This window comes from Rhodospirillales bacterium, from assembly GCA_023898785.1.
Lineage (GTDB): Bacteria > Pseudomonadota > Alphaproteobacteria > Micavibrionales > Micavibrionaceae > TMED27.
This window is the reverse complement of sequence record CP060239.1, coordinates 600,325-626,947: the sequence shown is the minus strand read 5'-3', so window position 1 is coordinate 626,947 and position 26,623 is coordinate 600,325. Positions and strand designations below refer to the sequence as shown.

At 45.4% G+C, this 26,623-nt stretch carries 23 protein-coding genes, 1 tRNA gene and 1 pseudogene; 20 read left to right on the top strand and 5 right to left on the bottom strand.

Annotated features, from left to right (window positions below; all coding sequences use genetic code 11):
- Positions 1-24 precede the first annotated feature (24 nt).
- From asnB to H6859_03225, 3 genes are all read right to left on the bottom strand, one after another.
- Positions 25-1,911, bottom strand: a complete 1,887-nt coding sequence (asnB, locus tag H6859_03235) for an asparagine synthase (glutamine-hydrolyzing) (protein ID USO06220.1) — start codon at positions 1,909-1,911, stop codon at positions 25-27.
- A gap of 12 nt (positions 1,912-1,923) precedes the next feature.
- A complete protein-coding gene (locus tag H6859_03230) occupies positions 1,924-3,048 on the bottom strand; it encodes a glycosyltransferase (GenBank protein USO06219.1) in 1,125 nt (374 codons plus the stop codon).
- Positions 3,049-3,182: 134 nt separating this feature from the next.
- Positions 3,183-4,112 carry a glycosyltransferase gene (locus H6859_03225; protein USO06218.1) on the bottom strand — a complete coding sequence of 310 codons (930 nt, stop codon included), beginning with the start codon at positions 4,110-4,112 and terminating at the stop codon, positions 3,183-3,185.
- Between the two features lie 136 nt (positions 4,113-4,248).
- Here H6859_03225 and rfbF point away from each other — a divergent pair, with 136 nt between their 5' ends.
- The 11 genes and pseudogenes from rfbF to H6859_03170 all read left to right on the top strand — a co-directional run bounded on the left by rfbF (position 4,249) and on the right by H6859_03170 (position 14,890).
- The gene (rfbF, locus tag H6859_03220; GenBank protein USO06217.1) at positions 4,249-5,025 is read left to right on the top strand and encodes a glucose-1-phosphate cytidylyltransferase; all 777 of its coding nucleotides are present in this window, start codon (positions 4,249-4,251) and stop codon (positions 5,023-5,025) included.
- On the top strand, positions 5,019-6,143 hold the full coding sequence (gene rfbG, locus H6859_03215; protein USO06216.1) for a CDP-glucose 4,6-dehydratase: 1,125 nt from the start codon (positions 5,019-5,021) through the stop codon (positions 6,141-6,143). Before rfbF ends, rfbG begins: the two co-directional genes overlap by 7 nt.
- Before the next feature lie 10 nt (positions 6,144-6,153).
- Positions 6,154-6,705: a dTDP-4-dehydrorhamnose 3,5-epimerase family protein gene (locus H6859_03210; protein ID USO06215.1), complete on the top strand. Its 552-nt coding sequence runs from the start codon at positions 6,154-6,156 to the stop codon at positions 6,703-6,705.
- Between the two features lie 3 nt (positions 6,706-6,708).
- Positions 6,709-7,932, top strand: a complete 1,224-nt coding sequence (locus H6859_03205; protein USO06214.1) for a class I SAM-dependent methyltransferase — start codon at positions 6,709-6,711, stop codon at positions 7,930-7,932.
- Positions 7,933-7,943: 11 nt separating this feature from the next.
- Positions 7,944-9,074: a DegT/DnrJ/EryC1/StrS family aminotransferase gene (locus H6859_03200; GenBank protein ID USO06676.1), complete on the top strand. Its 1,131-nt coding sequence runs from the start codon at positions 7,944-7,946 to the stop codon at positions 9,072-9,074.
- Between the two features lie 17 nt (positions 9,075-9,091).
- On the top strand, positions 9,092-10,117 hold the full coding sequence (locus H6859_03195; protein USO06213.1) for an ATP-grasp domain-containing protein: 1,026 nt from the start codon (positions 9,092-9,094) through the stop codon (positions 10,115-10,117).
- Positions 10,114-11,400: an NAD-dependent epimerase/dehydratase family protein gene (locus tag H6859_03190; protein USO06212.1), complete on the top strand. Its 1,287-nt coding sequence runs from the start codon at positions 10,114-10,116 to the stop codon at positions 11,398-11,400. The genes H6859_03195 and H6859_03190 overlap by 4 nt, the downstream gene beginning before the upstream one ends.
- Positions 11,397-12,188, top strand: coding sequence for a class I SAM-dependent methyltransferase (locus tag H6859_03185; GenBank protein USO06211.1), 792 nt, complete (start codon positions 11,397-11,399; stop codon positions 12,186-12,188). Before H6859_03190 ends, H6859_03185 begins: the two co-directional genes overlap by 4 nt.
- 18 nt (positions 12,189-12,206) lie before the next feature.
- Positions 12,207-13,022: a cephalosporin hydroxylase family protein gene (locus H6859_03180; protein USO06210.1), complete on the top strand. Its 816-nt coding sequence runs from the start codon at positions 12,207-12,209 to the stop codon at positions 13,020-13,022.
- Positions 13,023-13,255: 233 nt separating this feature from the next.
- Entirely contained in the window at positions 13,256-13,978 is a 723-nt protein-coding gene (locus H6859_03175) for a GNAT family N-acetyltransferase (GenBank protein ID USO06209.1), read from the top strand.
- Between the two features lie 39 nt (positions 13,979-14,017).
- Positions 14,018-14,890: pseudogene (locus H6859_03170) on the top strand (ThiF family adenylyltransferase).
- Positions 14,891-16,052: 1,162 nt separating this feature from the next.
- Here the strand turns inward: H6859_03170 and H6859_03165 are convergent.
- Positions 16,053-16,142, bottom strand: a tRNA-Ser gene (locus H6859_03165).
- 102 nt (positions 16,143-16,244) lie between these two features.
- On the opposite strand from H6859_03165, the gene H6859_03160 reads away from it, so the two are divergent.
- From H6859_03160 to H6859_03120, 9 genes are all read left to right on the top strand, one after another.
- Entirely contained in the window at positions 16,245-16,688 is a 444-nt protein-coding gene (locus H6859_03160) for a two pore domain potassium channel family protein (protein ID USO06208.1), read from the top strand.
- Positions 16,689-16,691: 3 nt separating this feature from the next.
- A complete protein-coding gene (locus tag H6859_03155; GenBank protein USO06207.1) occupies positions 16,692-17,651 on the top strand; it encodes a lytic murein transglycosylase in 960 nt (319 codons plus the stop codon).
- 45 nt (positions 17,652-17,696) lie between these two features.
- Positions 17,697-18,659, top strand: coding sequence for a septal ring lytic transglycosylase RlpA family protein (locus H6859_03150; protein USO06206.1), 963 nt, complete (start codon positions 17,697-17,699; stop codon positions 18,657-18,659).
- Positions 18,660-18,757: 98 nt separating this feature from the next.
- Complete coding sequence (locus tag H6859_03145; GenBank protein ID USO06205.1) at positions 18,758-19,894, top strand: D-alanyl-D-alanine carboxypeptidase; 1,137 nt, start codon at positions 18,758-18,760, stop codon at positions 19,892-19,894.
- A gap of 9 nt (positions 19,895-19,903) precedes the next feature.
- Positions 19,904-20,557 (top strand): dTMP kinase, encoded by a 654-nt coding sequence (locus H6859_03140; protein USO06204.1) that lies wholly within the window; start codon positions 19,904-19,906, stop codon positions 20,555-20,557.
- 12 nt (positions 20,558-20,569) lie between these two features.
- Positions 20,570-21,736 carry a DNA polymerase III subunit delta' gene (locus H6859_03135; GenBank protein USO06203.1) on the top strand — a complete coding sequence of 389 codons (1,167 nt, stop codon included), beginning with the start codon at positions 20,570-20,572 and terminating at the stop codon, positions 21,734-21,736.
- A gap of 40 nt (positions 21,737-21,776) precedes the next feature.
- Positions 21,777-23,342, top strand: coding sequence for a methionine--tRNA ligase (locus tag H6859_03130; GenBank protein USO06202.1), 1,566 nt, complete (start codon positions 21,777-21,779; stop codon positions 23,340-23,342).
- Positions 23,342-24,136: a TatD family hydrolase gene (locus H6859_03125; protein USO06201.1), complete on the top strand. Its 795-nt coding sequence runs from the start codon at positions 23,342-23,344 to the stop codon at positions 24,134-24,136. The genes H6859_03130 and H6859_03125 overlap by 1 nt, the downstream gene beginning before the upstream one ends.
- Entirely contained in the window at positions 24,133-24,924 is a 792-nt protein-coding gene (locus tag H6859_03120) for an MBL fold metallo-hydrolase (protein USO06200.1), read from the top strand. Before H6859_03125 ends, H6859_03120 begins: the two co-directional genes overlap by 4 nt.
- Here H6859_03120 and H6859_03115 read toward each other — a convergent pair.
- A complete protein-coding gene (locus tag H6859_03115; protein USO06199.1) occupies positions 24,914-26,536 on the bottom strand; it encodes an ABC transporter ATP-binding protein in 1,623 nt (540 codons plus the stop codon). The two genes, H6859_03120 and H6859_03115, sit on opposite strands and share 11 nt — an antisense overlap.
- Positions 26,537-26,623 lie beyond the last annotated feature (87 nt).

The following is a 26,623-nucleotide window of genomic DNA, read 5'->3' as shown; positions in this document are numbered from 1 at the left end:
GGTGCAACTATGCTTTAATGAATTTCAAGACTTCTGTCTTTCAAGCCAGGCCTGGAACATCAAGATACTCCAAAGTAGGTAGCCCCAATCATTTTTTCTCGATACATGCTCTTGCCATTTTTTCCGTATTGGCTCCGTGTTAAAGAAACCTTCTTCTTCAAGCCTTTTTTCGCTCAGAAGAGTTTCCGCCCACTCACGTAAAGGGCCTCGTAGCCATTGACCGTGAGGAATGCCAAATCCCTGTTTAGGACGTTCAAAAAGAGTAGCCGGAACATGCCGCTCCAAAATTGCTCTCAATATCCGTTTTCCTCTGCCTTGATGCATTTTCATCGCGATCGGCAGTTTCCATGCATATTCAATCACGCGATAATCAAGAAGCGGGGCCCTTGTTTCCAAAGAAACAGCCATACTGGCACGATCAACCTTGACCAGAATATCATCAGGAAGATAATGCAATGTATCAACGCACATCATTCTATGTATAAAGTTATCAATATCAGGACATCGAGACGGCATATCCATAAAATCTAACGGTTCACGGCCAGGTTTGAGTAATATCTCAGGGGTCTTCCAAAAGGACATTAACAGCCTATAGAGATCATCATCATCGCGGGCATTAACAAGTTCTAAAAATTTACACGCCCGCCCACTCAGCGGCAGATTTAGCAAAAGTCTGGAAATGCATTTTTTAACAGGATAGGGAAGAGGGGATAGCCCCTTTGCCAAATTATTAGCCAGTTGATAACGGTTATATCCGGCAAAACTTTCATCTCCGCCATCCCCGGATAGAGCCACGCTCACACTTCGTCTGGCAAGGCGGGAGACATGGTATGTTGGAATTTGTGAAGGATCGGCGAACGGCTCGTCGTAAATATCAGGCAAATCAGGGATGACATTACGCGCTTCTTCAGCTGTGACATAAAATTCTGTATGATCCGTCCCCAGATGCTTCGCGATTTTTGCAGCATCTTCAGCTTCATTATACCCTGCTTCCTCAAAACCGATGCAAAAGCTCTGTACCGCAGAGACGGAGTTTTTCTGCATCAGAGCTGTCACAAGTGATGAATCTACACCGCCGGATAAAAACACGCCAAGCGGAACATCCGAAACCATCCGTTCGCGCACAGATTCGTCCAAAAGGTGCTCCAACTCATTTGCTGCATCCTCAAAAGGAATATCAAGCGGTGCACGGCACGCATCTTCGGCAACGCGTTTAATATCCCAATATTTAACTGGAGGGTCATCCTTTCCTTTATCCAGAGAAAACACAACAAAAGACGCTGCCGGAAGTTTATGAATATTCTTGTAAATAGAGCGGGGAGAGGGAACATAGCTACACCTTAAATATAAAGCCAACGCATCACGATCTATCTCCGCTGAAAAAGAAGGGTGTGCTCTAAGAGCTTTTAATTCTGAGGCAAAAACAAAAGCCTTTCCTGCCCATCCATAATAAAGCGGTTTTTTCCCCAGTCGATCCCGGCCTAAATACAGCGTGCGCTCTTTTTTGTCCCACAGGGCAAAAGCAAACATACCGTTAATTCGGCGCAGAGTTTCTTTAATTCCCCATTCCTCTATAGCCGCCAGAAAAACTTCTGTATCCGATGTACCGCGAAACTTATAACCTTTTTCAGAAAGGCTGACCTTCAAAGACAGAAAATTATATATCTCCCCATTGTAACTTAAAACATATCTGCCACTCGAAGAGACCATAGGCTGTGCTCCGTGCTCAGATAAATCAATAATGGCAAGACGCCTGTGCGCCAAGGCTACACCTTGTTTTTCATCACACCACACTCCCCATGCATCCGGCCCGCGATGAACAAGCCGAGCATTCATTTCACTAACAGTATTTTTTAGCGAATCTATATTGTGAGCACTATGAAAATCTATAAAGCCAACTACGCCGCACATTGCCTTACGCTCCTAGGAATGATGTACTAAGTCTTTCAAAAGACCCTCAAATTTATTGCAAATCTCCGGGCATTCAAAGGCACGAGGCAATAGTGAATCTCTAAATGTTTCCGAAGGGCATGGCTGTACACTTTCCATGGCCTCTATAAAATCCGCCATCGTATCAACAACAGTGACGGCTCCAGGAGAAGAAGCTTCAGCAATTTCCATAATTCCACCCGCCGAGCGCATAGCAATAACGGGAGTTCCACACGCAAGCGATTCCAAAACAACATTTGGCAGCCCTTCAAAGCGCGACGGCAATAAAAAACAATCTGCATAGGCATAAAAAGGCCAAGGGGTGTCTTGTAAACCTAAAAGATGTACGTGTTTGGACAAACCTAAGTCGTTGATAAGATTTTCCAAGGTATTTCTTTCTTCTCCTTCTCCGAGAATGCTGATCTTCCAATCATATTCAAGTCGAAGCTGTGGCAAGGATTGAATCAACCGGTCAAAGCCTTTTTGAGGATGAAGACGCCCGGATGCTACAAAGTGCACAGCGCTTTTTCGTAGTTCAGAAAGGGAATCTTTTTCGTCTTTTTGAAGCCAAATATTCGCGGTATTCACAGGATTGTAGAGCAAGGCATGGTTGTTACAAGCAAGCCCCAGATCTTTCTTGAACTCATCAATAATCATTTGGGCAGGGCTGATCACAAGGTCGGCATAGGGATAAAGCACACGATAGGCCATACGGATTATGAAGGGTTTGAACAAATATTTTTGGGAAAAATAAGAAGGCGTGACCGCTTCTCTGACAACAAACTTTGTTTTTTTAAAAAAAGGTTTGATTAATAGCGCCATAAAATTGACATGAGCCATCGTTGAAACCACTATATCGGGCCGTATTTCTTTTAACTTTTTGTAAAGATTTAGAAATGACAGGGAAACTTTTTTTCCATCCAGAGAATGAAACGGAATGTCTTTTGAAATAAGATTTCGTAACGGGCCTTCATTATTAATCGCCACAAAAACCGGCTCAAACTGCTCACGATTTAAAAAGTTCATCAATGTAATAAGAACGCGCTCTGCCCCTCCTGCATGAAGGGTAGGAAGGATAAAAAGCACTTTTATTGGCCGTTTTGTTGAAGATATACCCAACTAGAATACCCACCTTGAGTTTTGTGCATTTAAAAAAAGATTATGTGAACCAATATAGACCCTCAACAATATTTGCTGGCCCACAATCATCAGGCTATGTTTTTTGCCATCTTGTATCATAAAACAATCGGCTCCTATCGTTTAAATGCAGCAAGAAACCGCCCTATCAATTTCCAGATAAAAGACATCCCCAGCCCCCAAAACACGACAATACAAACCGGAGGAAGAACAAAAACTTTAGAGCGCGTAGAAATAAAGCTGGAAGAAAAAAGATAAGCAAATCGCTCTATATCCATTTTTATCCGCCCAAGAGGGGTCTCAATTGCCTTCCTATGAGATATGGAATAGGGGTCATCTTTGTAACGTTCTCTAAACGGCTTATCATTCTTAATTTTTTTCATCAACGGTTCATCAACAAAAATAAAACCGTAATCACAAGCAAAAGCAGACAAAAAAGCCGTGTCTCCAGGCAAATCAGGATAATCAGCCATAAATTTTTTAACCAAATCGAGATTAAACAGTCCTAGAATGTAACGATTATAATTTTTAGGCTCCTCGCCAATATATAACAAATGATAAAGACGTTTTATTGCCTGAAATATGGTGGGTTTTTCAAGGTTTTCTAATGGCTTGGCGTCTAAAAACTCGTCACGTTCGCTGTAATACTCCGCGCGGCAGGCCGCCAAAGCTGCATGTGGATTATTCTCAAGCGCCGCAACAAGCTTTTCTATAAAATTTGGTTTCCATGTATCATCGCAGCCGGAAAACAAAATATATCGCCCACGAGCACGCTTCCAGATCGATCGCGAATTGGCATAGACGCCAACATTACTATCCTGACGTTGCAGTACAATTCGCGGATCTTTTTTTTCATAACGCTGGCATATGTCAAAAGTTTCGTCATCAGAGGCATTATCTGAAACAATAATCTCAAGATTCGGATATGTTTGCGCGACAATAGAATCCAAAGCATTGCTTATAGAGGATGCGCCGTTAAATACAGGCATAGAAATTGTCACCAGAGGCAACCGATCTTTTTTCTCTGTCATATTGTTATCTTGCATGGTGTTAAATTTTCAGAGGTCACAAGGCCTATTTGAAGAATTTATAAAACATAAAATCTGTTGTTCTCAACTTACAATAAAGCTAAGAAGATGCAAACGCATTGAGGCAATTGAATAAAAATAAGGGGTTTTTACCATGAAGGTTGTGATTTTGGCAGGCGGCTATGGAACACGGATCAGCGAGGAATCTGACCTGAAACCAAAGCCCATGGTTCAAATCGGTGGACGTCCTGTCTTATGGCACATCATGAAGATATATTCACATTACGGCCTCAATGACTTCGTCATTTGTCTTGGCTATAAAGGCTATGTCATCAAAGAATATTTCGCCAATTACTTCATGCACATGTCAGATGTTACCTTCGATATTGCCAATAATGAAATGCACGTACACCGTGAAAAAGCCGAGCCATGGAAGGTAACGCTAATTGATACAGGTCAGGATACCATGACAGGGGGGCGTTTATTGCGCGTACGCGATTATATTGATGACGCGCGTTTTTGCTTCACATACGGTGATGGTGTCTCAAATGTTGATATTCCCGCCCTGATTAATCAACATGATAAAACCGGAAACGTCGCTACATTAACAGCAATCTCTCCGCCGGGACGTTTCGGCGTTTTGGAAATGGAAGGTGGTAAAAACAAAATCACCGAATTTGCTGAAAAGCCGCAGCAAACAGGAAGCTGGATCAACGGTGGTTTTTTTGTAATGGAGCCTGAAATCTTCGATTATATCAAAGACGGTGATGCAACGATTTTAGAACAAAAGCCGTTAAAAGACTTAACCGCAGACGGCAAATTGGGGGCCTATAAACATAAAGGGTTTTGGCAATCCATGGATACATTGCGGGATAAAAATTATCTTAATAAACTATGGAATGAGCAATCTGCTCCTTGGAAAATATGGTAAATCATAATAGTGCACTCTTTGGCGGCAGCTATCAGGGGCGGCGTGTCTTAATCACGGGACATACCGGCTTTAAGGGAAGCTGGCTGGCTGTGTGGCTTTCCATGATGGGAGCACGTGTAACATGCCTGGCCTTGGAACCGGAAAGCGACCCTAGCCACTGGACGCTTTTATCTCAAAAGAGCAACACCCTTAAGCCTGTACAAAGTCATACCGTTAACATCAACAATCTTGAGGAAACGCAAGCAGTGGTTACGCAAGCCAGTCCTGAGATTGTATTTCATCTGGCTGCACAATCTTTGGTACGACGATCCTACACATTTCCTCTGGAGACATGGAAAACAAACGTTATAGGAACGGCGCACTTGCTGGAGTCTTGTCGCAACTTACCGGATTTAAAAGCTGTTGTGCTGGCAACAACGGATAAATGCTACGAAAACACAGGACAGGACAAATCTTTCAAAGAAGGCGCACCGTTAGGAGGGCACGACCCCTACAGTGCCTCGAAAGCATCAATGGAGATTTTAATTGCAAGCTACCGCCGCTCTTTCTTTGCAGCAAGTTGTAGAACAAAGAACAACGCGCTGATAGCATCCGTTCGTGCAGGCAATGTCATTGGAGGAGGGGATTGGAGCGAAGATCGCCTGATTCCTGATGTTGTACGTTCCGTACACAACCAGACACCATTAAAAATTCGCGCGCCCAAAGCAGTGCGTCCATGGCAACATGTTTTAGATTGTCTGTCAGGGTATCTGATGCTGGGGCAAAAACTGTTAAACAACGAAGAGACTTTTGCCAGTGCCTGGAATTTCGGTCCCTCCTCAAGCAGCATTCTTAGCGTTGAGGACATTTTACAGCAGCTTCAAAAATCCTGGCCGGATGTTCAGTGGGAACTTGATGAAGCACACCACGTTCATGAAAGCGCTTACCTGACCCTCGACAGCGCAAAGGCGCACAGCACCTTGAACTGGCATCCAACCTGGAAGATTGATCGCGCAATTGAAAAAACGGCTTTATGGTATAAAAATTTTTACAAAGACCAATCGTTGGCTACAATAACCCAGATTGAGGAATATATTGGAGATTCCCGGCATTCAGGTATGGATTGGGTTGCGAAATAAACATAAGAACATGGATATTCAAACCACAGATATAGAAGGCGTATATTACTTTAAAAAAAATCTCGTCGGTGATCAGCGGGGGCATTTTACGCGGTTATTCTGCGAAAATGAGTTGGGTGATGTTCTTCAGGGCCGCCAAATTAAGCAAATCAATCATTCTTATACAAAAGACGTCGGCAGTGTTCGAGGAATACACTTTCAAAAGCCTCCTCATGCTGAGATGAAATTTATTTCTTGCCTCAAAGGAAGAGTTTTAGACATAGCCGTCGATATTCGCGCCGGATCAGCAACATTCCTAAACTACTGTGCGCTGGAGTTGAGTGCTGAAAACCAAAAAACAATCATTATTCCTGAAGGGTTTGCGCACGGTTTTCAGGTTTTGGAAGAAGGCAGCGAACTGCTTTATTTCCATACAGAATTTTATAACCCTGACTTTGAAGGCGGCTTACGTTATGATGATCCAGCTTTATCTATAGACTGGCCTTTGGTCGCCAGAAACATCTCCGAGCGTGACCAAAGACACCCCCTTATCAATAATAATTTCAATGGACTTGGTGTTTAAACTATGAAATGTAGGCATTGCTCACAAGAACTGGATTTATTATTTCTCGACTTGGGATATTCTGCACCATCCAACGCGTATCTTTCACAAGCAGACTTAAGCAAACCGGAAATCACATTCCCTCTACGCGTTTTCGCATGCAACAACTGCTGGCTTGTGCAAACGGAAGATTTTGCAGACGCAGACACGCTATTTTCGAATGACTATGCATATTTTTCTTCTGTTTCAAAGACATGGCTCGAACATGCAAAGCTTTACTGTAAATCAATAATTGAACGGCTCGATCTAAACAGTGACAGCTTTGTCATTGAACTCGCCGCAAATGACGGTTATCTCCTTAAAAACTTTGTTGCAAACGATATTCCGTGTTTAGGCATAGAGCCGACAGAAAGCACAGCCAAAGCTGCAGAAGCGATTGGCATTCCGGTGCTGCGCGAATTTTTTGGTTTTGATACAAGTCAGACCTTGAAACAAGACAAAAAAATGGCAGACCTTGTTATTGGAAATAATGTTTATGCGCATGTGCCTGACATTAATGACTTCACTAAAGGCATAAAAAACATTCTGAAGCCAGGCGGAACCGTTACACTTGAATTTCCTCATCTTCTCGAACTTATAAAACACAGGCAGTTTGACACAGTCTACCACGAGCATTTTTCATATCTTTCTCTTTATACGGTTAAGCGTATTTTTGAGGCTCACGCTTTACGCGTCTTTGATATAGAGCGCCTGCCAACACACGGCGGAAGCTTAAGGATTTATGGCTGTCATAATAATGACCTGCGCCAAACGCAGCAGAGTGTCGATACAATACTTCAGGAAGAAGAGGCGCATGGCCTGCAATCAAAAGCGATTTACGAAGCATTCCAGAATAAAGCCGATACAATCAAAAACGCACTCTGCAAATTTTTAATTGAACAAAAAGAAGCCGGTAAAATCGTCGCAGCATACGGCGCGGCGGCCAAGGGAAACACGCTGCTGAACTATGCTGGCATTCGCCAGGATCTTTTGAGCTACATATGTGACGCCGCACCTTCCAAGCAAGGCAAGTACACACCGAGCGGTCATATTCCAATTTATTCTCCTGAACATATTAAGGAAAAGAAACCGGATTATGTTCTTATTTTGCCCTGGAATATCGCAGAGGAAGTCATTAACCAGATGTCCTTTATTAGCGACTGGGGAGGGAAGTTTGTAACAGCAATCCCGGAACTGAAAGTAGTATGAATAAACAAAATATGAAAAACAATCGCATAGCCTATACAAAACCCTCAATTTCCGATCTGGAAGTTAAATATGCAACCGATGCAGCGCGCAACGGCTGGGGGACGCAATGTTATGATTATATTTATAAATTTGAAACTGCCCTCAGGAATTTAACCGGCGCAAAATATGCTATTGCGACATCCAGTTGCACCGGAGCCATCCATATGGGGTTATCGGCGCTTGGTGTTAAGAGTGGCGATGAGGTAATATTAGCCAACACAAATTGGATTGCTACAGCCGCGCCAATCGTTCATTTAGGTGCAAATCCGGTATTCATCGACATCCTGTCTGATACGTGGTGCATTGATCCCGCCCGGATTGAAGAGGCGATCACCCCCCGGACAAAAGCTATTATCGCGACGCATCTCTACGGAAATCTATGTGAAATGGATGTCCTGAATCAGATTAGCAAAAAACACAATCTGCATTTGATAGAAGACAGCGCAGAAGCCTTGGGGTCTTATTACAAAGACCAGCACGCAGGAACACTTGGCGCCTTTGGAACATTTTCTTTTCATGGCACAAAAACACTCACGACCGGGGAAGGGGGGGCTTTCATCACCAATGATCCTGAACTGTATGAGCGCGTTCTGACCCTGTCAAATCATGGTCGCAAAAGAGGCCAGGCCAGACAATTTTGGGCGGAGCAAATCGGTTTTAAATACAAAATGTCTAATATCGAAGCGGCATTAGGCTGTGCTCAAATAGAAAGGGCAGGCGAATTAATTGGTAAAAAACGGGACGTTTTTCACAAATATGAAAACATCTTGTCAGAATTAATTCAATGCAACGTTATAAGTATGAATCCAGAACACGAAGGTACGGTTAACGGCTATTGGATGCCGACCGTTGTCTTTGCAAAGGACGCCGCTGTAAGCAGAGAGGACATGCAAGAAGCTTTTGAGCAAGCCGATATTGATGCGCGCGTATTCTTTTGGCCCCTGAGCATGCTTCCCGTTTTTGACGATGTTGACAAACATACAACCCCAAATAGTTTTGATATATGCGCTCGGGCCATGAACCTGCCCGGCTATGCAGATATGAGCGATCATGATATTGAGAGGGTCTGTAACGTTATCAAAGATCTTGCACAAAAGCTTTAAAGGGAAAGACCTGCTTTATGAAAGTCATGATTGCCGGCATTGGAGGTGCTTCCTTAGGGACAGAGCTGTTGAAGGCCCTGAAAATGAAGGGGGGCTATATTATATATGGCTGTGATATTTCGCCAGTCGCTTATGGGATGTATCAAAAAGAATTTCAAAAAACATATCGTGTTGACAACGATGATTACATTACAGAGGTAATCAAGGCATGTTCAGATTGTGGTGCGCAATGGATTATCCCTGGCGGAGAAAAGCCTATGATTTTATTAGGTCAGGCCAAAGCTCGTCTAAAAGAAAACGGAATAGAACTCGTTTCGAATAATACCAATGTTATAAACATATTTTCGAACAAAGAAAAAACGTTTCAAATTTTAAAAGAAAAAAATATTTCAATCCCAAAAACAAAAGCGGTTACGGTGTTCTCTGATTTAAATGACATCGAATTTCCCTGCATCGTAAAGCCTTCAACTGATTCAGGGGGCAGTGCCATGGTTTTCTTTGCTCTGGATGCGCAAGAAGCCATGATTTACGCCGAATACATTCAACGAATAGGAATAGTTCCTATCGTGCAAGAATATATAGACGAGAGCGAGGGTGAGTTCACAATAGGCGTGCTGTCATGGACGGATGGATCAATAGCTGGATCAATAGCTCTAAAGCGCTCTCTTGAAGCAAAATTATCTATTATGATGCGTAGTCGTGGCGGGGTCATTTCATCCGGCTATTCACAAGGATATATAGATGATTTTTCAGAATTTAGACGCCAGGCCGAAGATATCGCCAAAGCAGTCGGCAGTACAGGCCCAATTAACGTACAGGGGCGCGTTAAAAACGGTGCTTTAATTCCCTTTGAAATTAATCCAAGATTTTCGGCATCGTCCTATTTGCGTGCAATGGCGGGATTTAATGAAGTCGATTTCTATCTTCAGCATTTAAAAACGGGCAGCAAAGATGCCTCTTATCAAATACAGCCAGGATGGTATCTTCGAACATTATCCGAAAATTATATTTCGCCCGAACAATATAACGAAAAAGCACGATGATACGCTGGATTACACCATTTTTAGGTACAGGCCCTGCCTCTAAAATTGAATTAGAGGATAATATGCGGCTCCTGGACGTGCGCGATTTGGTTGATAAATCCGGAAATAATAAAGAATCCATACAAGATAAAATCAAAACAGGCCTAGAGTTTCTGAATCAGGGGTACCGTGTCGTTGTTGGTTGTGATTATGGCATATCGCGAAGCAATGCAATTGCCATCGGTTTATTATCTGCATTCAAGAAAATATCCTTTGAAGACGCATTGAATCAAGTTGTTCAATCAACCGGTGAGCTTGAAATTAAGTTGGGACCATTAGGTGCTGTACGTTCCGCCCTATCAAAGGGAAATAGTGAACCTGCCCAGAGCCATAAAAAAGAAAAAATTCCAAACATACTGGTCACTGGTGGCACGGGTTTTATTGGACAAAATTTTTTGTCAAAGTGTTCGGGCGATTGCGCATTACACGCACCTGATAGATCTGAAATTGATTTGTTGGGTGGGGCAGCTCTTTTGGATATATATGCCCAAAAATATGATGTTTCATGTTGCGTTCACTTAGCCAACCCTCGGATTTATACATCCAATCGAGCCATGGGCGACGCAGTTACAATGCTGCGTAACGTTCTGGAAGTCTGTGTAGACAATGATTTACATCTTATTTTTCCATCAACATATGAAGTTTATTTGGGATGCACGCCACCTGAAGGCCAGAAAGATGCTATTTTGATTGTTGATGAAAATACACCGCTCTGTCCCAAAGGGCCTTACGGGGAAAGCAAATATCTGTGCGAACATTTGATTGTCCACTACCGTAAAAAACATGGGCTAAAAGCAACAATTTTGAGATCGTCTCTGCTATATGGACCCGAATCCAGTAGGCCGAAATTTCTGTCTAATTTTATTGCCAAGGCACTGCAGGGTGAAGAGATTTACACCCATAGATACGAAAACGCCGAACCTATGTTGAATATGCTGCATGTCAGCGATTTCGTGTCTGCCCTGCATTGTTCTGTAAAAAATTGTATTGATCAGGATTTCAATATAGGAGGCGACCGTCTTTTAAAAACGCATGATATTGCCCAATATGTATGCGAAAGGCTGGGTTCAGAAAGCAAGGTTAAGTATAGACTCTTGGGGGATAATATTGTAAACATCGCCCTGAACAGCAAGGCTATAAACGAACAGTTTAACTGGAAAGAAAAAATTGTCTTTGAAGAGGGCATTGACGAACTCCTGAAGAGCCACAATATCAAATTAGAAAAGAACAAGGGTATAAAATGAGCACTCTGCCCCAGGAAAAAGAAAGACAAGAAGAATTCCCTTGGCAGCGGGGTAAATTCCACACGGAATATAATGCATTTCTGGCCCACTATAAGGTTATGTCGTGCCTTGAGCACGCAAAAGGAAAGTCCTTGCTGGATTTGGCCTGTGGCGATGGCCTGATGACGGAAATGTTTTCACATCACTTTGACACCATTGTTGGCGTTGACGCCTCATCAAAGCACGTTGCAGAAGCAAGAAAAAGATTGCCCAATGCTGAATTTCACGAAGCCCTGATTGAGGATTTTGAAACAGAACAGAAATTTGATTCTGTTTTTTTATTGGATATTCTGGAACATGTGATCGATCCAGTCGCAGTCTTAAAAAAGGCAGCCAGCTTTTTGAATGATGATGGTGTGCTAATTATGCATGTACCAAATGCGCAGGCAATTAACCGTCGTTTGGCAGTTTTAATGGGAACGCTTACAAGCTGCGAGGAGCTATCGCCATTTGATATTAATATTGCTGGTCACCGCAGAGCGTATGACTTGGAAAGCCTCACTAAAGAAGTAGAGAATGCTGGGTTAACTGTTACAAAAACAGGCGGTATCTTCTACAAAATTTTATCAACACCACAAATGGATTGGTTCCTCAAAGAGGGGTTGTGGGATGAGGGGCATGGCTGGGGGCGTACGGGTCAGGAAAAAGCCAAAGACTGGAAGGCTGAGTTTTGTAGGGCATCTTACGAACTTGGTAAACTGCATCCAAACGACTGCAACATTATTTTTGCATGCGCCACGCGTAAATAAATAGAAATTAGGTACGATATGAACCAGATTTTAACGTTCAAGAAAGAGGTTGAAAATAACCTTGAAATTCTTTCGAAGGACACATCTCTCCAAGCTTTTGCCATGGAATTTTTGAAGGAAAGCGGCCTAAGAAATTATTCCTATAATTTTACTGCGTTGGGAAGACCTATCATTCAATATCCGCAAGATATGGTCGCCATGCAGGAATTGATCTGGTCCGTACGTCCCGATCTTATTATTGAGACGGGAATTGCGCATGGAGGTTCGCTAATAGCCAATGCCGCAGCCCTGGCACAACTGGATTATTGCGATGCAGTGCAAGCAGGGAAGACACTTGACCCTAAGGCCAGCAAACGTAAGGTTCTTGGCATCGACATAGATATACGCGCCCATAACAGGGCAGAGATTGAAAAACACCCCATGGTGCACCATATCGACATGATTGAGGGTTCATCAATCGCCCCGGATATGGTTGCCAAAGTGTACGACTACGCCAAAGACTTTTCTACAATATTAATATCACTGGATTCGAATCATACACACGACCATGTATTGGCAGAATTAAAGGCATATGCTCCTCTTACAAGCATTGGTAGCTACTGCATCGTCTATGATAGTAGTATCGAAGATATGCCGGAAGATATGTACAACGATCGCCCCTGGGGCAAAGGCAACAATCCCAAAACAGCCCTGCACAAATATTTGAAATATCTGGGAAACGAAGACATTAAAGCCGCTGACGGTAAAAGGCTTAAACTGGAAATTGACAAGCGTATCGAAAGTAAAATCTTGATAACTGTCGCAGCCGACGGTTACCTGAAGCGTATCTCCTGATTTTTTAGATCGGGCGCTGTATCTGAACACGTTACGAGCGATATGCTCGCACTTTCCAAACTGCCATCGCTATCGCTGCTATCATCTTATAATATATACAGAATTCGTCCTATATATGGGCACAGACGCTCTTTCAAACGCAATATTTAAAATATTATGGAATATTAAGGTTTTTTTATCACTTGTTCCGCATACTATACTATGTGCTATGACAAAAATAATGGGGTATATCTATGTTTACAAAATCGTCCTTATCCTCTGTGGGGAATACTTTTGCTGCGCCTTTATCAAATACGGGCGCTGCTATCTCAAAGCCGCTTAGTTTATATCAGAAATTTCACGATAATTTTTCAATTATTTTAGCGGATACACCGGAATTGAGAAAAGATGCTATGAGAATTCGCTATCTTGCCTACTGCGTTGAAAATCCTTTTGAAAATCCGGAAGATAATCTGGAAGGATTGGAACAGGACGTCTATGATGAAAAGGCGCATATGGCGCTTGTAAGACATAATAAAAGCGGTATCAATATCGGTACTACACGTCTGATTGTAAAGGATGAGAAACACGCTCTTCCTATAGAAGGTGTCGTGCACGACGAGGTTGTTAAATCCGTTAAGCACATGTCTTATAATGTTGGTGAAATTTCAAGATTTTGCATTGCGCAAACAAGAAAGAAAAAGATAGATGACGACTCTGCCATACTTAATCTGGGCTTTTTGGGGATTGTGGCCGGCAGCTTCATGCTATGCAGAACGCACAATATAACCCATTGGGTAGGCGCTATGGAGCCGTTTTTATTCAAAAAGCTCGAGATGATTGGACTGAAAATGGACTATGTGGGGGAAACTTTCCTTTACCATGGGGAAAGACGTCCTTTTTTCTCAGATATATCCAATATTCTTGAAAAAATGAGCTATACTCACAATGATGTTTGGCATTTAATGGCCCGATAATGATATAACAGGCCTGTGACCGAAACGTGAGGAGGCTTTATTATTATCAGACCTTTTTTAGCAAAGCCTCTTGCAGAGGCAGGTAGCCCTTTCGACTATGAGACCGCCTTTAGCCGCAATCTCGGTTTTCTCACGGAGAGTGAGCAGGAGGTTTTGCGTTCCAAGCGTGTCGCGATTCCCGGCATGGGGGGCGTTGGCGGTTTTCATCTTTTAACACTGGTCAGACTTGGCATAGGATCATTTAACATCTCGGATATGGATGTTTTTGAGGTAGCGAATTTCAACCGTCAGATAGGAGCCGATATGAGCACGATCGGCTTTGAAAAAAGCGAAGTCATGGCGGAAAAAGCGCGCCTTATCAACCCCGAACTCGATATAAAAACCTTTCCCGAAGGCATAAGCAAGGATAACCTGGACGCATTTTTGGAAGGGGTGGATCTGGCCATTGACGGTTTCGATGTCTTCGTTTTGGATATGCGCTCTCTTTTCTTTGAGGCCTGCTATGATAAAGGAATTCCAGTTATTACCGCAGGTCCCGTTGGCATGGGGACAGCTTATTTGAATTTTATGCCCGGTAAAATGAGTTTCGCCGATTATTTTGGCATCTCAAGGGAAATGTCCGAAGAGGAAAAAATTATACACTTCGTCGCAGGGCTTCTTCCGGTGCCTTTACACTGGGCATCGCTTGTCGAACCGTGGCGGCTCGATATCAATGCGAAAAAGGCCCCCTCAACGCCCATGGGCTGTTCGTTGGCGGCAGGTGTTGCCGGCGCGGAAGCACTTAAAATTCTTTTAGGAAGAGGAAAGCTCAAAGCAGCGCCTCATTACCACCATTTCGATGCGTATACAGGAAGATGGAAAAACGGTTTCATCCCCTTTGGCGCGAAAAACCCTTTACAAAGGCTGAAATTACATATGGAAAAAAAACATCTCGCAGATCTCAAACAGCAAGAAAAGCTTAGAGATACACAAAAACCTATCGAAACAGATGACGAAATCGTAGCGATTTTGGATATGGCGCGCTGGGCTCCGAGCGGGGACAACAGCCAGCCATGGCGTTTTGAGAGAACCGGGGACAGCGCCGTACGCATTCACCTCAGACTTGGTGGCGACAATAACGTTTACGAACTCGGCGACGGCATTCCCGTATACCAAAGCGCCGGCACGCTTTTGGAATCTGCGCGGTTGGCGGCAGCGGATTTTGGCCGCAAGCTGGTCTGGGCTCTTGAGGACGAGTGTGAAACCGGGTTTAAAATTGCCGTCGACTTGCCTAAAGACGCCTCCGTTCAACCGGAAAAGCTTGCAAAATTTATCAAAGAACGTAGCGTTAATCGCTATCCGTTTAAACTCAAAAGCCTTGACGATACGGCTATTCAGGCCTTGGAGCAAAGTGTCGGCGACGATTTTTCAATTCAGTGGCATTTAGATCTAAAAGATCGCTGGAATATCGTTAAAGTCAACGCTATCGGCACGGACATTCGCCTGAGCATCCCTGAGGCCTACCCTGTTCACAAAAAGATACTCGACTGGGATCATAAGCTGAGTGAAAACGCTATTCCAGATGCCGCCACCGGTCTCTCGCCGTTAACACGCATGCTTATGCGTAAAATTATGAAAAAATGGGAAAGAGTCCGTTTTATGAACACGTATATGGGGGGAACCCTCATGCCTCGCCTTGAGATGGACGTTTTACCGGGGCTATTGTGCGCCGCTCATTTTACACTTTTTGCGAAAAGCGAAAAAAAGCCGACAAAAGAGGATTTTATTGCATCGGGCATGGCCATACAGCGCTTCTGGCTAACGGCGACCGAATTAGGATTGGCGCTTCATCCCGGTTACGCTCCAATTGTGTTTAGCTTCTATGGGCGCAACAAGATAGATTTCACGAAAGACGGACGTGCCCGCAAGATGGCTGAACTCCTGGATAAAAAATGTACCGAGATATGGAACGGAAAGCCTGAGCATGTCAGATTTCAAGGACGCATAGGCTACGCTCAAGCTCGAAAGGCGTTTGGGCGCTCCATCAGAAAACCTCTTGATGATCTATGGTACCGCGGGGAGAAGACCAAATAAATGGCGGAGGGAGTGGGATTCGAACCCACGGTAGAGTTACCCCTACGGCAGTTTTCAAGACTGCTGCCTTCAACCACTCGGCCATCCCTCCTTAAATATGTGCAAGCCTTTAGATGACGACTTGTCAGTGCATGACTTTTTAGCGATATTTATAAGTCTGTGTCCAGAAAAAATATCAACGAAAGCCGAAATTTTGCTCATACAATTTGCCATTGGCGCCTTTCTAATCGGCTTAACGGTGCTCATCCACGCTCTGGCACTGGATAGGCTGATGTACACACTGGAGGAACACAGCAACCGGATTTTCATGTGGTTCCGTATGCTTTGGAAAGCAGCCATGCTCACAATCGCGGTTTTGGGCGTATTTTCGGCCCATATTGTACAAATTTGGATTTGGGCCGTTTTTTATCTGATGGTTGATGCGCTGCCTGACATGGAATCCGCACTGTACTTTTCGACCTCAACCTTCACAACCGTAGGCTTCGGCGATGTCGTATTGGGGGAGGACTGGCGATTAATCAGTTCATTTCAATCCGCAAATGGTTTTATATTGTTTGGTTGGAGCACAGCCTTTATTTTCGAAGTCATGTCAAAACTGTATCATGACGAAAGCATGCGAAAAAACAGAAAGAGCTAAACGATGCGTATCAAACGGTTTCTCCTGATAGCATTATTATTGCCTGTATCAGCGCAGGCTGCCCAGCCCTTTGATCAATGGCTTAAAGATCTGCGCCATGAAGCTGCAAGCAAAGGGATCTCAAACAAAACCATCGATGTGGCGCTCACCGGCATTGAGCCTATTCCTCGGGTTATCGAACTTGACCGCAAACAGCCCGAAGGCCGCATGACCTTCAACGAATATTATCATAAGGTGATTAATCAACAGCGCATCGACCAGGGGCGCACTATGTACCGCAAACACCGCGCAGAATTAGAACGCGCTGCTCGGAAATACGGCGTTCCTGCCAACTATATCGTTGCACTCTGGGGAATCGAAACCAATTACGGCTCCAATACTGGCGGATTTAAAGTCGTGCCAGCGCTCGCCACACTCGCCCACGATGGTCGCCGCGCGGAATTTTTCCGCAATGAACTGATGTATGCCCTCAAAATCCTTGATCAAGGCCATATTTCACCAGCCGATATGAAAGGCTCATGGGCCGGGGCCATGGGACAAAATCAGTTCATGCCTTCCAGCTTCCATGCTTTCGCCGTTGACGGAAACAACGATGGCCGCCGCGACATCTGGGCGAGCCTGCCCGATGTATTTGCCTCCACCGCCAATTATTTAAGCAAAAGCGGCTGGAAAGCGGATCAGCGTTGGGGCAGGGAGGTCAAAATCCCCCAAGACTTCCCTGAAAGCCTCACCGGTCTGAAAGTCAAAAAGAGCCTCGATGAATGGAAAACCATGGGGATAACATTACCATCCGGAGAAAATCTGCCGACAGCCCCCGGAATTAGAGCCTCTTTAGTCGCACCAGATGGCCTCAATGGTCGGGTTTTCTTGGTTTATGATAATTATCATGTTATTATGAGGTGGAATAAGTCCACGTATTTTGCTACATCCGTCGGATTGCTAGCGAATCAGGTCGCACAATAAACGCTCTTAAAACAGTTTTTTAAAAACCAAGAAGTGAAGATCACCATGAATAGCCGCTTTCTCACGCTCTTGATTACAATCCTATATGCCGGACTGCTTTCAGGTTGCGCTGAGATTGAACTTGCCTCCCACGTTGCTAAAAAAGCCCCTATTCCAGCAACGAGCAAAAGCAAAGGTACGTTTAAAGTAGGCTCATCCTATAAGGTCGCAGGACAATGGTACAAACCGCGCGAAACATATAGCTTTGAACAAACCGGCGTCGCCTCGTGGTACGGCCCTAATTTCCATGGCAAGAAAACAGCCAATGGCGAAACGTTTGACATGTACGAGATCACCGCTGCACATAAAACTCTACAAATGCCTTCACTCATCCGCGTAACCAACCTCGAAAATGGCCGCTCAATTATCGCCCGCGTGAATGACCGGGGTCCGTTTTCAAAGAACCGCATTCTTGATGTCTCCAAACGTGGCGCCGAGCTTCTCGGCTTTAAAAATCAGGGTACAGCGCGGGTAAAAATTCAGGTCTTGGCCAAAGAAAGCAGACACGCAGCCGCTATCGCCAAACAGGGCCGTTCAACTCGTGGAATGGAGGTGGCTATGAACGAACGCAACTACCAGCCGGCTTCCCATCGCTTGACTACTGTACCGTCATCTCGCCAGCCTACACGCCAACCAGACGTAGAAACTCACACTGTCGCCGCACTCCAACCTGTTGAAGCCATACCCCTTAATAACGCGCATGCATCCGCTGCTATAAGACACGCCACACAACAACAAGCCCAAAGCATATACGTACAAGCTGCCTCTTTCGGCGACCCTGTCAAAGCCAAAAGCGTTGCTGACACACTCAAGGACTTCGGTGATGCACATGTTCAACGTGCTGTTGTCAATGGTCGTAACTACTTTCGCGTACGCATCGGACCTCTCCAAAACGAACCCCAGGCCAATCAGGTTGTCGCCAGGCTCGCCTCTGCCGGACGTGACGATGCCATTGTCGTAACCGATTAAGTAAATATTTCCCAAGCAATTGGTTGATTCTCCGGCGCGAATCTACAACTCTAGAGGCATGTTTTTTAAATTCGCCCTATGAAAGTAGATGGATCGCCATGTTGAAATTATGCACCCTTGCCTTAAGCCTTGTAATGTTCTGTGGGCTGCCTGTGCTGGCTGCGCATGCAGCCTCCATCGAAACCAAGGCCAAACAGGCCATTGTTGTCGACTATGAGACTGGCACAGTTCTGCTTTCAAAAAATATGGATGAGCAAATGCCCACCTCATCGATGAGCAAGGTTATGACAATGTATGCCGTTTTCGACAGTATCAAAAACGGCCAAATTTCCCTCAACGACACCTTGCCAGTGAGTGAAAAAGCCTGGCGCATGGGTGGTTCCAAAATGTTCGTTGAAGTCGATAAACGCGTAAAAGTCGAAGATCTTATTCGTGGCGTCATCGTCCAGTCCGGCAACGACGCCACCGTCGTTTTGGCAGAAGGGCTTGCCGGTTCAGAAAACGCCTTTGCTAACATGATCAACGATAAAGCTACAGGGCTGGGCATGAAAAACTCACATTTCGTCAATGCCAGTGGCTGGCCTGATCCTGAACATTACTCAACCGCGCGTGATCTTGCTACGCTGGGCCGTGCCATTATTCACGATTTTCCGGATTATTATAAATATTACATGGAAAAGGAATTCACCTATAACAACATCAAACAAACCAACCGCAATCCGCTGCTCTACCGTAATATCGGCGCCGATGGCATCAAAACCGGCCACACCGAAGCTGCCGGCTATGGTCTCATTGGTTCCGGCACACAAAACGGTCGCCGTGTTGTGCTCGTGATCAACGGTCTGGAAGACGAGCGTGCCCGCGCTGAAGAATCAGCTAAATTGCTGGAATGGGGACTCAAACGTTTTGAGAATAAAAAACTCTATAAGGCCGGCGAGGTTATTGAAAACGCGCAGATCGTTATGGGACAGTCTGCGCAGGTTGGACTCAGCGTCGACGAAGACGTCTTCCTGACTCTGCCCAAAATGGCCGGAGCCAACATCAATATTCAGGTCAAATATAATGGCCCGCTCATCGCACCGGTGAAAAAAGGCCAGGAACTCGGCGCATTGGAAATCACAATTCCCGGTATGGAAACCATTACCCGCCCGCTTTATGTTGCCGAAGATGTGCCTGAACTTGGCTTATTCGCTAAAACACTTGCCAAAGCCAAACTGGTACTGGGCGGAAAATAGGACATCTGAATGCATAAAGGACTCTTCATTACATTCGAAGGCGGCGAGGGCAGTGGTAAAACCACCCAAATCAATCGCCTTGCCCATACACTTTCGCAAACCGGACAAAAAATTCTCACCACCCGTGAACCTGGAGGTACTCCCGAAGGCGAAAAAATCCGCAATCTTCTTGTCCAACGCGAAGGCGGTAACTGGACACCAACGGCTGAAATTCTGCTACTATTCGCCGCACGCGTTATGCATGTTGAAAAAATCATCAAACCCGCTCTCGAAGACAACAAAATCGTTATCTGCGACCGCTTTACCGATTCCACAATTGCCTATCAAGGCTACGGTCACAGCCACAATATAGATAGTATAGAAAAGATAGGTGCTCTCAGCCTAGGCGATTTTGGTCCCGATCTCACCATCATTCTTGATATAGATCCTGAAGAAGGCTTGCGTCGCTCCGATCGTCGCCTCGCTGCCGAACAGTTTAATGTCAAAGAGCGCGAAGACCGTTATGAACAACTGGATATAGAATTTCACAAACGCCTGCGCCGCGGCTTCCTAGAAATAGCAGGAAAGGAGCCTGAACGCTGCCATGTCATTCCAGCCATGCAGGATATAGATGTTGTTTCCAACCAGATCGCAGACATCGTCCGCGAGAAAATAGCAAGGTAGGGAAGCAGCACAATGGACCTCTTTGGTGAACCCGATCCCCCCGAAACAGAAACCAATGATATTGCAGAGCAGGAAGTAGAAAACGCTGCCACGCCCGAAGGCCTCACTCATCCGCGTGAAATGAGCCTTTGTCTGAACCATAAATCCATTGAAACCAGACTGCTGGAGCAAATCAACGCGGGCCGCATGCCCCACGGTCTGATTTTTTCCGGCCCCAAAGGCATCGGTAAAGCCACTTTTGCCTACCGTCTTGCACGCACACTCCTTAAACACGAAGCTTCTGACCCTAATCAGAATTCCATGTTTGCTGACGAACCGGCTGGCATACTCGAAACCATGGACATCAACCCCGCTGATCCTGTTTTCCGCCAGGTTGCCTCAGGCGGCCACGCCGATTTGCTCACTATAGAGCGCGAATATGATGCTGCCAAAAACACGTACAAAGGCAGCATTGCCGTCGATTCCATCCGCAAGGTCAATCCATTTCTGCGCCTCACCGCTTCCAAAGACGGTGGCTGGCGCGTCGTCATCATCGATGATGCCGACACAATGAACCGCAGCGCCCAAAACGCCCTTCTCAAAATACTTGAAGAACCGCCACCGCGCGCGGTGCTCATCCTCATCTGCCATCGCCTAGGCGCGATGATCCCAACCATCCGCTCACGAACGCGTACGCTTTCATTCTCACCACCATCTAAGGAAAGCTTTGAGTATTTGTTGCAAATGCAAGGCCACACCCTCGAACCAACCCGTCTTGATACGCTCTACCATCTATCCGAAGGCAGCGCCGGAGCGGGAATACACTATCTCGAACAAGGTGGCCTCGACACATTAAGTGAAATTCTCACCCTGTTTGACTACGCCCCTGAATGGTCATGGCCAGACGTACACAAACTCGCCGATGGATTGGCCAGAGGTGGCCACGACCAATCCTATCAAAGCTTTGCATTGCTGCTGCCCTGGATTTTCTCGCAAATGATTACCGCCAAGGCCCGCGGCCACGCGATAGACTCTACAGCGCTGCATATTGAGGCTATCGAGCGCCTGCACAGACAATCTTCTCTTGAAACCTTGCTCAAAATCTGTGAGAACTTGAAGCATCATTTCGACCGCGTAGAGCGCAGCAATCTGGATAAACGCCAGGCAGTGCTCGGGGCTTTTTCCATCATTGCGGCCTGATTGACGTTTAAAACGTACCTTGAGTATGGGAGTAACACATATGGCCAAACCGCCATTTTACATCACCACCGCCATTTCCTACGTCAACGGCGTGCCGCACCTTGGCCACGCCTATGAGTGCATTCTCACCGATGTCATGGCCCGTTTTCAACGTCTAGATGGCCGTGAAACCTTCTTTCTAACTGGCACCGATGAGCACGGCGAAAAAGTTGCCAAAACCGCGGAAGAAAACGCAATGAGCGCCAAAGACTTCGCGGATAAAAACGCAGCCAGCTTTATTAAAATGACCGAAACCTTGAACATTTCCAATGACGACTTCATCCGCACGTCCGAAGAACGTCACCACAAATCCGTTCAGGCCATTTGGAAAAAACTGCAGGATAAAGGCGATATATATCTCGGTAAATATGAAGGCTGGTATTCCATCCGCGAAGAAGCATACTTCGCCGAAGATGAGCTGCGAGAAAGCGAAAATGGCACCAAATTCACCCCCAATGGAACGCCTGTAGAATGGGTAGAAGAACCAAGTTATTTCTTTAAGTTATCATCCTATACTAAGAAATTACTTGAATATTACGAGACGCATCCAGGGTTCATTGCACCCGATTCGCGGCGCAACGAAATCATTTCTTTCGTGAAGCAGGAAGGCGGGCTGAAAGATTTGTCCATCTCCCGCCACAAAAGCCGCCTCAAATGGGGCATCCCGGTTCCCGGTGATGAAGATCACGTCATGTATGTCTGGCTTGACGCGCTCACCAACTATATCACCGGCATTGGCTATCCGGATATTCAAAGCGAGAGCTACCAAAAGTTCTGGCCTGCCCAGTTCCACGTCATTGGCAAAGATATCATCCGCTTCCACTGTATCTATTGGCCAGCCTTTTTGATGTCGGCAGACCTCGACCTTCCCGAAACCGTATTCGCCCATGGATTCATTAATGTGCAGGGCGAAAAAATGTCCAAATCAGTCGGCAACGTGCTCTCACCAGATGGATTAGTCGAGACGTACGGTCTTGATCAAATTCGCTATTTTCTAATGCGTGAAATTCCTCACGGTCAGGACGGAAATTTCAGTCATGAGCAAGCCATCACCCGCATCAACGCCGACCTTGCGAATGGACTGGGCAATCTGGCCCAACGTACGCTTTCGATGATCCATAAAAACTGCGATGGTGCATACCCTGAGCCCGGCGCTTTCAGTGATATTGATAAAGCTCTGTTAGATAAGGCGTACAATACAATGCTGTATAAAACGCGCGATAACTTTAACGCCTTTCAAATCCACCGCGCTCTGGAAACGATTTGGCGCGTTGTTTCCGATGCCAACGCCTATATCGATGAACAAGCGCCTTGGACACTTAAAAAAGAGGACCCGGCGCGCATGAACACCGTGCTGTACGTACTGGCCGAAGTCATTCGCTGCTTGGCAATTATCGTCCAGCCTGTCGTTCCAAATTCAGCCGAAAAGATGCTTAATCAGCTTAAAGCCTCGGCAGATGAACGCACATTCGAACATATCAGCCCCGACTTTACTCTCAAGCCGGGTTGCACCATCAACAAGCCCGAAGGGGTCTTTCCACGGATTGTTGAAGAAGAAGCGGCGTAATGTGGATAGACTCCCACTGTCATCTAAACCACGAACGCTTCAATGGCGCAGATCCGCTTGAAATTGCCGATGAAGCGCTGGGGCGGGGGATTGATGGACTCACCACCATCTGCTGCCGCATATCAGATGAATTTCCGCAAATTCTCAAGATCGCCCGCGCCCGTAATAATGTCTGGTGCTCCATAGGCACCCATCCGCATGATGCGGGCAAACCAGAAGAACAAGCCATCACCGAAGAAAAACTCATAGAACTGGCCACCTCTGACCCCAATATCATCGGTATCGGCGAAACTGGCCTTGATTTTTACTATGATTACAGCCCCCCAAATGCCCAGGAAGAATCTTTCCGCAAACATATCCGTGCCTGCATCGCCACCGACCTGCCACTGATCGTCCATGCCCGCGATGCTGATGAGGATATAGCGCGCATTTTGAAAGAGGAGGGGGGTAATGGACGGCTCCGCGGCGTCATGCATTGCTTCAGTTCCGGACCAGATTTAGTCAAAGCCGCCCTTGATCTCGGCTTTTACATCTCATTTTCCGGCATTGTAACCTTCAAAAACGCCCGCGAACTTCAGGAAATAGCTAAAACTGTACCCTTAGATCGCATTCTTATTGAAACCGATGCGCCGTTTCTTGCCCCTGTTCCCCATCGCGGTAAGACTAATCATCCGGCCTATGTGAGGCACACCGGCGAATTTCTCGCCACATTGCTCGATCAAAACACAGAAAACTTTGCCGCCCGCACGTCTCAGAATTTCCACCAGCTTTTCACCAGGGCCAAAACTCTATGAGTGAAAAATTAACCCTCACCATACTCGGCTGCGGCAACTCTTCGGGTGTTCCAGCCATCGGTAATTATTGGGGGGACTGTGATCCAAATGAACCGAAAAACGTCCGGTCGCGTTCTAGCCTCGCGGTACAAAGCGCCGAAACAACGCTGATCATCGATACAGGGCCGGATTTTCGCACACAAATTAACCGTGAGGATATTCGTCAAATCGACGCTGTTCTTTATACGCACAGCCACAGTGACCACACAGACGGCATTAATGATCTGCGTATTATCCGTTTCCGCAATAAACAACGTGTTCCAGTATATGGAAATAAAGAAGCTCTTTCGGATTTATCATGGCGTTTCGCTTATATGTTTGATGGCGGTAAAATCGATCTCTATCCACCGATGCTGGAGCCGCATGAATTCACTCAAAACCATTTCGGCCAGCTACAAACTGTCGGCGATATAAATTTCATACCATTCATTCAGGATCACGGCAGCATACAAAGTGTTGGCTATCGCTTTGGTGACATCGCGTACAGCCTTGATATGCACGATTTGGACGAGCAGGCCATTGAGACGCTGTGCGGCATCAAAACCTGGATCGTTGACGCCGCAGCCTATAATCAGGATCAAAACGCTGTACACGCCAATTTGAAAACAATTTATCGCCTCAACGAACAGATTGGTGCCTCGGAAGTCATCCTCAGCAGCCTGTCTCTGCACATGGACTACCAAACACTCTTAAAAGAACTTCCCGTTAGCTACAAACCAGCCTACGACGGATTGAAAATTAGCGTGTAACAACAACACGTTTCTTCTCATGAATTTCTTTCGCTATGGAACCATTTTCCACAACAATAACACGGTCAGCGGCCTTCAATGTATCCAAACGATGCGTTACAGCAATAATTGTAAGATCTTCTTTTCTAAGATGTTCAATCGTATTCATGATCGATTTTTCCGTTTCCAGATCAAGAGCAGACGTCGCCTCATCCAGCATCAATATTTCCGGCTGTTGATATAAGGCACGAGCAAGCGCAATGCGCTGTCGCTCGCCACCAGATACCATCGCACCTTTTTCACCGATTTGCGTATCAAGGCCATCTGGCAATTTTTCTATAAACCGGCCAAGCTCTGCATTTTTGATAACCTTGTAAACCAACTCCATATCGCGTTCATCAATCGGCACACCAAAGGCTACATTATCGACCACAGACCCTTCGATCAGATGAAAATTCTGCGCGGCATACCCAATCTTGCTGTGCCACTCTGGAGAATTAGCCGGATATTTTCCATCAATAAGAACCGTCCCTTCATTAGGAAGAAGCAAACCAAGCAAGAGATGGAGCAACGTAGATTTTCCTGATCCGGTCTCCCCGACAATGCCAATGAACTCACCTTTTTTAATTTCAAGATCTATATGATGCAAAACATGAACATCTTTTTTGGGATAACTAAAAGACACGTCGGTAACATTAATGGCTTGCTTAAAAGTGAGCTTTGGAGCAGGGAGGTATACACTTTTGTGATAAGGACTGTTCAGTTCTAACACTATTCGTTCAATACTAGCCTCAGACATTTTAACGTTGTTGAGTTGTATAATCATGCGATTAAGCCCCGGCAACAAGCGGAACCCTGCATACAAATACGCGCTCAAAACAGTTGTCAGTGCTGTAACATCATAGTCCAGCCATAAAAAAACCATGACGAGGCCGGCAAAAAACGTAACAAAAATAACTTCAATGCACGCACGCGGCAAAACTTGTGCGACGGCAGATTTTACAGTGACCTGAGCACGTAAAATGGATTGCTCCATATAAAGGGAAATAAAATAATTCGTTTTACCAAAAATCAGAATATCCTTATAAGACTGTAAAATTTGTAACGCTTTTTGGTAGCCAGCCTGCGCAGTTTCCTGAACTGTCTTACCCCACTTTCTAAAAGTGGGAACAAGATATAAAATAAAAAGCCCCCCCATAATCAGGAACATAATCAGTAAAACCGCCGTTATAGCCGGCTGTAAATAAAGCAGATAAGCGATAAGGATAAGGAATACTGATATTTCGGACAGCATAATCCCGGCGGATGTAAGCCCGATACGCATATAAATATCGGCATCATTGTATAAAACAGACAAAGATCTGCCCGAATTCAAGGTAATTTGATAGGCATAATCCATCTCAGTATATCGAGTAACAAGCCTCTTTTTAAAATTAAGAATAAGAGATTGTATCCAACTATTTTGCACATAGCTGTCAAGAAGCGTTACACCGCCTTTCACGACAAACACAATAAGGCATGCAACAGCCAAAAAGGGCAGGGTATTCGTTTCCTTATCAAACGCTGTGATCTGCGTCGCCATGGCAACAATAAGACTCGCCGCTAAAATCTCCATAAGGGCAAGAACCATCATAACTCCCAGGCATTTAAACGCTCCCGTTTTTTGCTCTGCCGAAAGCAAAGCAAAAAGATTTATTAATGGCCTAAAGGTGTTTAAAAT

Bases quoted from the DNA above. Each gene is read 5' to 3' on its own strand.
- asnB (USO06220.1), bottom strand. From the start codon at position 1,911: ATGTGCGGCGTAGTTGGCTTTATAGATTTTCATAGTGCTCACAATATA.
- H6859_03225 (USO06218.1), bottom strand. From the start codon at position 4,112: ATGCAAGATAACAATATGACAGAGAAAAAAGATCGGTTGCCTCTGGTG.
- rfbF (USO06217.1), top strand. From the start codon at position 4,249: ATGAAGGTTGTGATTTTGGCAGGCGGCTATGGAACACGGATCAGCGAG.
- rfbG (USO06216.1), top strand. From the start codon at position 5,019: ATGGTAAATCATAATAGTGCACTCTTTGGCGGCAGCTATCAGGGGCGG.
- H6859_03210 (USO06215.1), top strand. From the start codon at position 6,154: ATGGATATTCAAACCACAGATATAGAAGGCGTATATTACTTTAAAAAA.
- H6859_03205 (USO06214.1), top strand. From the start codon at position 6,709: ATGAAATGTAGGCATTGCTCACAAGAACTGGATTTATTATTTCTCGAC.
- H6859_03200 (USO06676.1), top strand. From the start codon at position 7,944: ATGAAAAACAATCGCATAGCCTATACAAAACCCTCAATTTCCGATCTG.
- H6859_03195 (USO06213.1), top strand. From the start codon at position 9,092: ATGAAAGTCATGATTGCCGGCATTGGAGGTGCTTCCTTAGGGACAGAG.
- H6859_03190 (USO06212.1), top strand. From the start codon at position 10,114: ATGATACGCTGGATTACACCATTTTTAGGTACAGGCCCTGCCTCTAAA.
- H6859_03185 (USO06211.1), top strand. From the start codon at position 11,397: ATGAGCACTCTGCCCCAGGAAAAAGAAAGACAAGAAGAATTCCCTTGG.
- H6859_03180 (USO06210.1), top strand. From the start codon at position 12,207: ATGAACCAGATTTTAACGTTCAAGAAAGAGGTTGAAAATAACCTTGAA.
- H6859_03175 (USO06209.1), top strand. From the start codon at position 13,256: ATGTTTACAAAATCGTCCTTATCCTCTGTGGGGAATACTTTTGCTGCG.
- H6859_03155 (USO06207.1), top strand. From the start codon at position 16,692: ATGCGTATCAAACGGTTTCTCCTGATAGCATTATTATTGCCTGTATCA.
- H6859_03150 (USO06206.1), top strand. From the start codon at position 17,697: ATGAATAGCCGCTTTCTCACGCTCTTGATTACAATCCTATATGCCGGA.
- H6859_03145 (USO06205.1), top strand. From the start codon at position 18,758: ATGTTGAAATTATGCACCCTTGCCTTAAGCCTTGTAATGTTCTGTGGG.
- H6859_03140 (USO06204.1), top strand. From the start codon at position 19,904: ATGCATAAAGGACTCTTCATTACATTCGAAGGCGGCGAGGGCAGTGGT.
- H6859_03135 (USO06203.1), top strand. From the start codon at position 20,570: ATGGACCTCTTTGGTGAACCCGATCCCCCCGAAACAGAAACCAATGAT.
- H6859_03130 (USO06202.1), top strand. From the start codon at position 21,777: ATGGCCAAACCGCCATTTTACATCACCACCGCCATTTCCTACGTCAAC.
- H6859_03125 (USO06201.1), top strand. From the start codon at position 23,342: ATGTGGATAGACTCCCACTGTCATCTAAACCACGAACGCTTCAATGGC.
- H6859_03120 (USO06200.1), top strand. From the start codon at position 24,133: ATGAGTGAAAAATTAACCCTCACCATACTCGGCTGCGGCAACTCTTCG.
- H6859_03115 (USO06199.1), bottom strand. From the start codon at position 26,536: ATGATGGTTCTTGCCCTTATGGAGATTTTAGCGGCGAGTCTTATTGTT.